The sequence below is a fragment of the Marinobacter sp. SS21 genome (assembly GCF_028369065.1).
In the GTDB taxonomy this organism is placed as follows: Bacteria; Pseudomonadota; Gammaproteobacteria; order Pseudomonadales; family Oleiphilaceae; genus Marinobacter.
The window spans coordinates 80,747-87,814 of sequence record NZ_JAQNDA010000013.1 but is presented as its reverse complement, the minus strand read 5'-3'; the positions used below and the strand labels follow the sequence as shown (position 1 = coordinate 87,814).

General features: G+C 57.2%; 7 protein-coding genes. 2 read left to right on the top strand and 5 right to left on the bottom strand.

The features are described 5' to 3' along the window. Positions 1-233: 233 nt before the first annotated feature. Entirely contained in the window at positions 234-1,436 is a 1,203-nt protein-coding gene (tyrS, locus tag N6L25_RS15840) for a tyrosine--tRNA ligase (protein WP_271982180.1), read from the bottom strand. 303 nt (positions 1,437-1,739) lie between these two features. Between tyrS and N6L25_RS15835 the strand changes: the two genes are divergently transcribed. Both N6L25_RS15835 and N6L25_RS15830 read left to right on the top strand, forming a co-directional pair. Next, a complete protein-coding gene (locus N6L25_RS15835) occupies positions 1,740-3,122 on the top strand; it encodes an OapA family protein (protein ID WP_442915262.1) in 1,383 nt (460 codons plus the stop codon). Between the two features lie 3 nt (positions 3,123-3,125). Continuing rightward, a complete protein-coding gene (locus tag N6L25_RS15830; protein ID WP_271982178.1) occupies positions 3,126-4,229 on the top strand; it encodes an anhydro-N-acetylmuramic acid kinase in 1,104 nt (367 codons plus the stop codon). A 44-nt stretch (positions 4,230-4,273) separates the two neighbouring features. Here N6L25_RS15830 and erpA read toward each other — a convergent pair whose 3' ends face one another. The 4 genes from erpA to argC form a co-directional block, all read right to left on the bottom strand. Then, complete coding sequence (gene erpA, locus N6L25_RS15825) at positions 4,274-4,606, bottom strand: iron-sulfur cluster insertion protein ErpA (protein ID WP_271982176.1); 333 nt, start codon at positions 4,604-4,606, stop codon at positions 4,274-4,276. A gap of 86 nt (positions 4,607-4,692) precedes the next feature. Then, positions 4,693-5,151 carry a bactofilin family protein gene (locus N6L25_RS15820; RefSeq protein ID WP_271982174.1) on the bottom strand — a complete coding sequence of 153 codons (459 nt, stop codon included), beginning with the start codon at positions 5,149-5,151 and terminating at the stop codon, positions 4,693-4,695. A 4-nt stretch (positions 5,152-5,155) separates the two neighbouring features. After that, positions 5,156-5,896, bottom strand: a complete 741-nt coding sequence (locus N6L25_RS15815; RefSeq protein ID WP_271982172.1) for a DUF6776 family protein — start codon at positions 5,894-5,896, stop codon at positions 5,156-5,158. Between the two features lie 10 nt (positions 5,897-5,906). Beyond that, positions 5,907-6,947: an N-acetyl-gamma-glutamyl-phosphate reductase gene (gene argC / locus N6L25_RS15810; RefSeq protein WP_271982186.1), complete on the bottom strand. Its 1,041-nt coding sequence runs from the start codon at positions 6,945-6,947 to the stop codon at positions 5,907-5,909. Between the last annotated feature and the right edge of the window lie 121 nt (positions 6,948-7,068).

The following is a 7,068-nucleotide window of genomic DNA, read 5'->3' as shown; positions in this document are numbered from 1 at the left end:
AACCTCCCGGCTACCTCGTTCAAGGTGGCGCGCATTTTACCGTGCTGAGCCACCTTGTCAACCGCTATTTTGAAGAAAGTTGAAACTCAAAATCTTCAATAAAACCAAGCGGTTGTCTTTCGAGTTCCGGCCCGCTTAAGTGGCGTGCCCCTCGAAAGAGATGCGCATTCTACAGACCTCAGCGGGGGTGTCAACGAGGTTTCGAAAATAATTTCAAAAACCTCAAAAGCCGATCACTCGACGATCACAACCCGGGCAATCTTCTTCTTGCCCGCCTGGATCACGCAATCATCTCCAAGCGCAAACAACTTGCCCTCCGCCAATTGCTGGCCATCAACAAAGACAGCCCCTCGACCAAGCACATCCCGAGCCGCAGCACCATTCTTGACCAGCCCCGCCAAACGCAACACGGCAGCAACAGGCAACTCGGCCTGGCCATCGAGCGCAACCTCAACGGTTGGCACATTATCGGGAATCTCTCCCAGTGCCACCCGGTTACCCGCCGATTTGTGCGCGGTCTTCGCCGCCTCTTCATTATGGAAGCGGGCAATGATCTCCTCCGCCAGGATCTTCTTGTAGTCCTGAGGGTTCGCACCAGCAATGACCGCTTCGCGGTATTGCGCCACTTCAGCCATCGGCCGGAAGCTGAGCAATTCAATGTAGCGCCACAACAACTCATCAGGCACCGAGAGAATTTTTGTGAACATTTCTCCGGGCGAATCATTGACACCTATATAGTTACCCAGAGACTTCGACATCTTCTGAACACCGTCCAACCCTTCGAGAATCGGCATGGTGAGGATGACCTGAGGCTCCTGGCCATGAGATTTCTGCAATACCCGCCCCATTAACAGATTGAACTTTTGATCGGTACCGCCCAGCTCAACGTCCGCCTCCAATGCCACCGAATCGTAGCCCTGCACCAAGGGATACAGAAATTCATGAATGGCAATCGACTGCTCGGACTGGTAACGCTTGCTGAAGTCATCCCGTTCCAACATACGGGCAACGGTGTACTGCCCCGCCAGACGAATCATGTCCGCCGCATTCAATTTGCTCATCCACTCGGAGTTGAACGCCACCCGGGTTTTCTCGGGATCGAGAATTTTGAATACCTGCTCCTGATAGGTAACCGCATTCGCAGCCACCTGCTCCTCGGTCAAAGGAGGACGGGTAGCACTCTTGCCGGAGGGGTCGCCAATCATGCCGGTAAAATCACCGATCAGGAAAATCACCTCATGACCCAGATCCTGGAACTGACGCAACTTGTTGATCAATACGGTATGACCAAGGTGCAAATCCGGAGCCGTGGGATCGAAGCCAGCCTTGATGCGCAAGGGACGCCCGAGCTTCAGCTTCTCAACCAGCTCATTTTCCGGAAGCAGCTCGTCCACGCCTCGCTTGATTATGGCCAACGCGTCATCGATGGATGTCATGAACAGTTTTCCCCAATTACAAGAGTTGGATATGGATAGTTACAGAGCTCAACAAAACAAATCTGAGCGTTACCGGCGACCCTGCTACAGTTTAGCCTGAACGAATATTAACCAGCAGCCGCCTAAATAAGGCCGGGATTATAACAATGACGCTCGCGAAAATCCGCGCCTGCATTGTACTGACGCCATAGGTGGCGCTATCCTGAGCGCTTTTTACACGGTAACCTGTTGATCTATACTTGACCGTTAACATTAGTTAGGCAATACAACCTAGTGACATTTCAGACAAAATAGGCGATTAACGTGTTGAACAAGTTCCCAAGAGCCCACCTCGCGGCCGCCATTCTCATGGGCGCCGTCGTCAGCACCACCATGATCTTGAGCCCGAGCGCTGATGTTGAGGCAGGCCGGATGTCGGTATCGCTTGACCTGCACTCCGGTCAGAGCACGCCGCTGGCCGACGCTCAAACCAGCAGTGCCGCCATCGCCGGGAACCCTTCAGCATCACTCACCCCCAACCGGACTGACACCCAGCCGCCCATCGCTGCGCCAATTGACGTTCCGGAAGAGCCTGCCTACGACTGGTCGAATTTCCAGATTGAATCTGGCGACACCCTCTCCAGCCTGTTCAAACAAGCTGGCTTTAATGATGGCCTGATGCTTTCAGTCATCCACGGTGACGGCGAAGCCGATAAACTGCAGCGCCTCTACGCGGGTGAAACCATCTCGTTTGCCACCGATTCCGCCGGCGCGCTCGCGGCCATCAAGCTGCAGCGCAGCCGTTTGGAATCTCTGAATATCGAAAGAACCGATACAGGATACACCGGGGAACGCGTCGTTCTGGAGCCGGAAGCCCGCATTACCTATGCCGAGGCGGAAATTGAAAGCTCGCTGTTTGGCGCCGGCCAGGCTGCCGGCCTCACCGACAAGCTCACCATGGAGCTGGCTGGAATTTTCGGCTGGGACATTGATTTCATCCTGGACATTCGCAAGGGTGATACCTTCAGCGTGGTCTATGAAGAGCTGTATCTGGATGGAGAAAAGATTGATAACGGACGTATTCTCGCCGCCAGCTTCAACAACGATGGCCGCGAGCTGAACGCCGTACTCTACACCGACAACGACGGCGTAAGCGCTTACTATACGCCGGAAGGCCGCAGTATGCGCAAGGCCTTCCTGCGGACACCGGTGGATTTCGCTCGCATCTCCTCCCACTTCAACCTGGCCCGCCGCCACCCGGTTCTACACCGCATCCGCGCGCATAAGGGCACCGATTATGCCGCGGCAACCGGCACACCTATCAAGGCCGCTGGCGATGGCAAGGTTCTGCTGGCCGGCCGCAAGGGTGGCTATGGCAATACCGTCGTACTGCAGCACGGCAACAACATCACCACCTTGTACGCCCACATGCGCAGCTTCGCCCGCGGCATCCGTACCGGCGGCCGCGTGACCCAGGGCCAGGTCATCGGCTACGTGGGCTCATCCGGTCTGGCGACGGGACCGCACCTGCACTACGAGTTCCGGGTCAATGGCGCTCCGCGCAACCCGGTCACGGTGCCACTGCCGGATGCCCAACCCATTGCCAGCGCGGAATTGGCCCGCTTTAAAGCGGTGACCCAAAGCGTCCTGGCCCAACTGGAAACCCACCAAAGCGCCTCACAAATGACTCTGGCGCGGGGCGAATAAGCAATGAAGCAGCCCGCCTACATCGGAGTGATGTCTGGAACCAGCATGGACGGCATCGACGCCGTGCTTGCCAGTTTCGACGCAGAGCGGGTTCAGGTTCATGCCTGCCATACCATTACCTATCCGGACAGCGTTCGCCATCGGCTACAGCGCGTCAGTCAGAACATCGGCACGCCCGACGAAGTTGGCAGCCTTGATCATGAAATCGGCGTTCTGTTTGCGTCCGCCGCCAAAGGCGTGCTGGCCAAAGCAGACGACCGGCCCATCGAAGTCCTGGCCATCGGCAGCCACGGTCAGACCGTGCGCCACCAGCCCCGGGGCCAGTCGCCGTTTTCGCTGCAGCTTGGCGACCCCAACATCATCGCCGAACAAACCCTGATTACCACGGTAGCGGATTTCAGGCGCCGGGATATGGCCGCAGGCGGCGAGGGCGCACCACTGGTGCCCGCATTTCACAAGGCCTATTTCGGCAGCACCGAGCAAGATCGATGCATTCTCAACATTGGTGGTATTGCCAACATCACCAGCCTGATGCACTCTCCGGACCAGCCTATTCAGGGTTTTGACACCGGGCCGGGCAACGCACTGATGGACGCCTGGTGCCAGCATCAAACCGGCAAGTGTTTTGATGAAAATGGGCAGTGGGCGGCGGAGGGCTGCGTAAACCAAGCGCTGCTAAGCGACATGCTGTCCGATGCCTACTTCGCACATAAAGGCCCCAAGAGTACCGGGAAGGAAAAATTCAACCTGAACTGGATCAAAACGGTGGCCAACCGACATCCAGCGGTGTGTCCCACCGATATCCAGCGCACGCTGCTGGAACTCACCGTGGTCTCCATCGCACGCCAACTACCCCACAGCGCCGGCATGAAAATTTTCGCCTGCGGCGGCGGGGTCAGAAACGGCATGCTGATGCAGGAATTGCGCAAGGCCTGCAGCCCGATCAGCGTTTGCTCGACGGAAGAGTTGGGGCTTGATCCCCAATGGGTGGAAGCGACCGCCTTCGCCTGGCTCGCAAAACAGACCCTGGAGCGACGGCCAGGGAATCTGCCAGCCGCTACCGGTGCCAAGGGCGAACGCATTCTAGGGGCAATCTACCTGCCGTAACCTGGAAGGTGAGAAAGTCAGAGCACTGAAGGCTCTGACTTTCATCAAATAGAAAACGAGGATCCGCAACCGCAAGTAGCGCTGGCGTTGGGATTCTGGACAATAAACTGCGAGCCTTGAAGCCCTTCCTGATACTCGACGGTGGCACCAACCAGATACTGGTAGCTCATCGGATCAACCAGCAGCACCATACCATCCTTTTCAATGACGGTGTCTTCTTCGTCCTGGCTCTCATCAAATGAGAAACCATACTGAAAACCCGAGCAGCCGCCCCCGGTAACGAAGACCCTGAGCTTCAGCTCCGGGTTGCCTTCTTCTTCAACCAGTTCTCGCACCTTGGCAACCGCGCTGTCACTGAAAAACAGCGGTGTCGGCATTTGTTCCTGAACTACACTCAAACTCGCCTCCGGTACATGGCGTGGGAGTAAGGGCCAATTATCGTATTCCCGACCAAAACAGTCAATTATTCGACGTCGGCGTTGATACGCTCTTCCGGTTCGATACGGTCCTGCTGAGACATCACGCCGCCCTCTTGCTTACCGAGCAGTCCACGCGGTTCCTGCTGATGCACCAGGCTGCCATTGACCGCAGCGCCCATCGCCATTTCAATCAGATTGTAATAGACATTGCCGTTGATCGACGCTTTCGAGGCCAGCTCAAGATGCTCTGCCGCGTAAACGTCGCCATGAACAGTTCCATTGACGATGACGTGAGGTGCTACGATATCGCCCTCCACTTCACCCACCTCGGAGACGCGCAACACCGCATTGCTGCCCTCTTCCGCAACCACCTTGCCATGAATCTTGCCGTCGACATGCAGACCGCCGGAGAAAAACACATCGCCCTTAATGGAGGTTTTTGCGGAAATCAGGGTGTCAAAATTACCCGCGGGACGGCGTGATTGTTTTTTTTTGCCTAGCATATTGTCAGTTCTCCGTTAATTGCGCCCATTCGAAGGTTCGCTCCGCCTGCGAGGATTTTCTGCCCTGGGCCTGGGCGACTACCTGCACCTCCAGCGGTTCAAAATCATCAGGCACCCTCAGGTGGCCTTCAATATCCTGAAAAAAGCGGAACCGAAATTTTACTCCGAGATCGTCAACATCGTCGGAAAGATCTCTCAGCGCGATCACTTCTTTTTCTCCGCGCCGGGCGCCAATGATATTGACCGCCACAACGCCAGAAATATAGCTAGTGTTATCCCCAACTTGGGTCAACACCAGCCTGAAGCCGTATCCCCCATCCTGGCGACTTGCGCGCAACTGCAGCCGATCAACCTGCAATCCGTCACTGACCTCAGACGGCGCCATAATATTGCGGTAAAAGGTCAGATCCGCCTTCAGATCAGAAATTTCCGTTTCCAGATCGGCAATGGCACGCCGAGCGCGAGTCAGGGCCTGCTCATCAATGCTCCGGCCACGCTCGAGATTAATCAAGCTTTGCTGGGTCTCCATGTAGTTCTGGCGAACCGTGTCCAGCTCGGACCGCAAGGACTCCCGGGTTTGCAGAACCGTTGAGAATCGAAAGCCACCCTGGGCCATGCCAATGGTATAGCCCAGGGCGGCGCAGGCGACCGAGAACAGCAGCAGAATAGAGGTGCGGCGCAGGCGGCGGCCCCGCCGATGGCGAACCACCACGTACTCCTGCGCGGGTTTCCTTGGCTCGTTCACGGTCAAAGCCTTAAGGCAGCAGCGCCGGAGCCCGCAGCCCCATATCTTCCGGCACCCCAAACATCACATTCATGTTCTGCACCGCCTGACCCGCGGCCCCCTTAACCAGATTGTCGATCACCGATGAAATGACCACCATACTGCTGGATTCCTGGCGATGCAGCGCCATCCGGCAATGGTTGGCACCGCGGACACTGCGGGTTTCAGGGTGGCTGCCAAAGGGCATGACATCCACGAACGGCTCATAACGGTAACGGGCTTCATAGAGCGCCTGCAAACGCTCGAAATCTGCCGGGTCATGCAGCTCGGCATACAGGGTTGCCTCGATGCCGCGAATCATCGGCACCAGGTGCGGCACAAAGGTCACGCCGAGATTGGCGTCGCCGGCAGCCGCCACCAGCCCCTGCCTGATTTCCGGTAAATGGCGATGCCCCGAGGCCCCATAGGCCTTGAAACTCTCGCCGATCTCGCCGTGGAGAACGCCGACATTGCCCTGTCGGCCCGCCCCACTGGCCCCGGACTTGGCATCCGCGATCAGGCGATCGGTTTTCACCAGCCCCGCTTCCAGCAGCGGGATCAGGCCCAGCTGAACCGCCGTGGGATAGCAGCCGGGGTTGGCCACCAGTTCGGCTTTCCGAATCTGCTCCCGGGCCACCTCGGGCAAACCATAAACGGCCCGGGCCGCCCACTCGGGGCTTTCATGGGGCATGCCATACCAGCGGGCCCAAACCTCCAGGTCCTTGAGGCGGAAATCGGCCGACAAATCGACCACCCGGGTACCCCGGCTGATCAGTTCTGGCGCGGTGCGCATGGCGACCCCGTGAGGCGTCGCGAAGAACACCAAGTCACAACTGGCCAGGGTATCGATATCCGGCTCGCTGAACGCCAGGTCGTAATGGCCTCGCAAATTGGGGTACATATCGGCGACCGCCAGACCTGCCTCCGAGCGGGACGTGATGCAGTTCACCTCGGCTTCTGGGTGGTCCGCAAGAATTCTTAACAATTCGACACCGGTATACCCGGTACCGCCGACAATACCTACTTTAATCACCGAACACTCCAGACACTGATCGTCCCGCAACCCCACCGGACCAGGACCCATGAATTTGACCCATTATTCTAACACGATAATCCAATGACTTATTGCAGGGCGATAACGGTCCATTACAATA

What these genes read in the sequence shown, in the direction of transcription:
- tyrS (WP_271982180.1), bottom strand. Translation starts at nt 1,436, where the DNA reads ATGACATCCATCGATGACGCGTTGGCCATAATCAAGCGAGGCGTGGAC.
- N6L25_RS15830 (WP_271982178.1), top strand. Translation starts at nt 3,126, where the DNA reads ATGAAGCAGCCCGCCTACATCGGAGTGATGTCTGGAACCAGCATGGAC.
- erpA (WP_271982176.1), bottom strand. Translation starts at nt 4,606, where the DNA reads ATGCCGACACCGCTGTTTTTCAGTGACAGCGCGGTTGCCAAGGTGCGA.
- N6L25_RS15820 (WP_271982174.1), bottom strand. Translation starts at nt 5,151, where the DNA reads ATGCTAGGCAAAAAAAAACAATCACGCCGTCCCGCGGGTAATTTTGAC.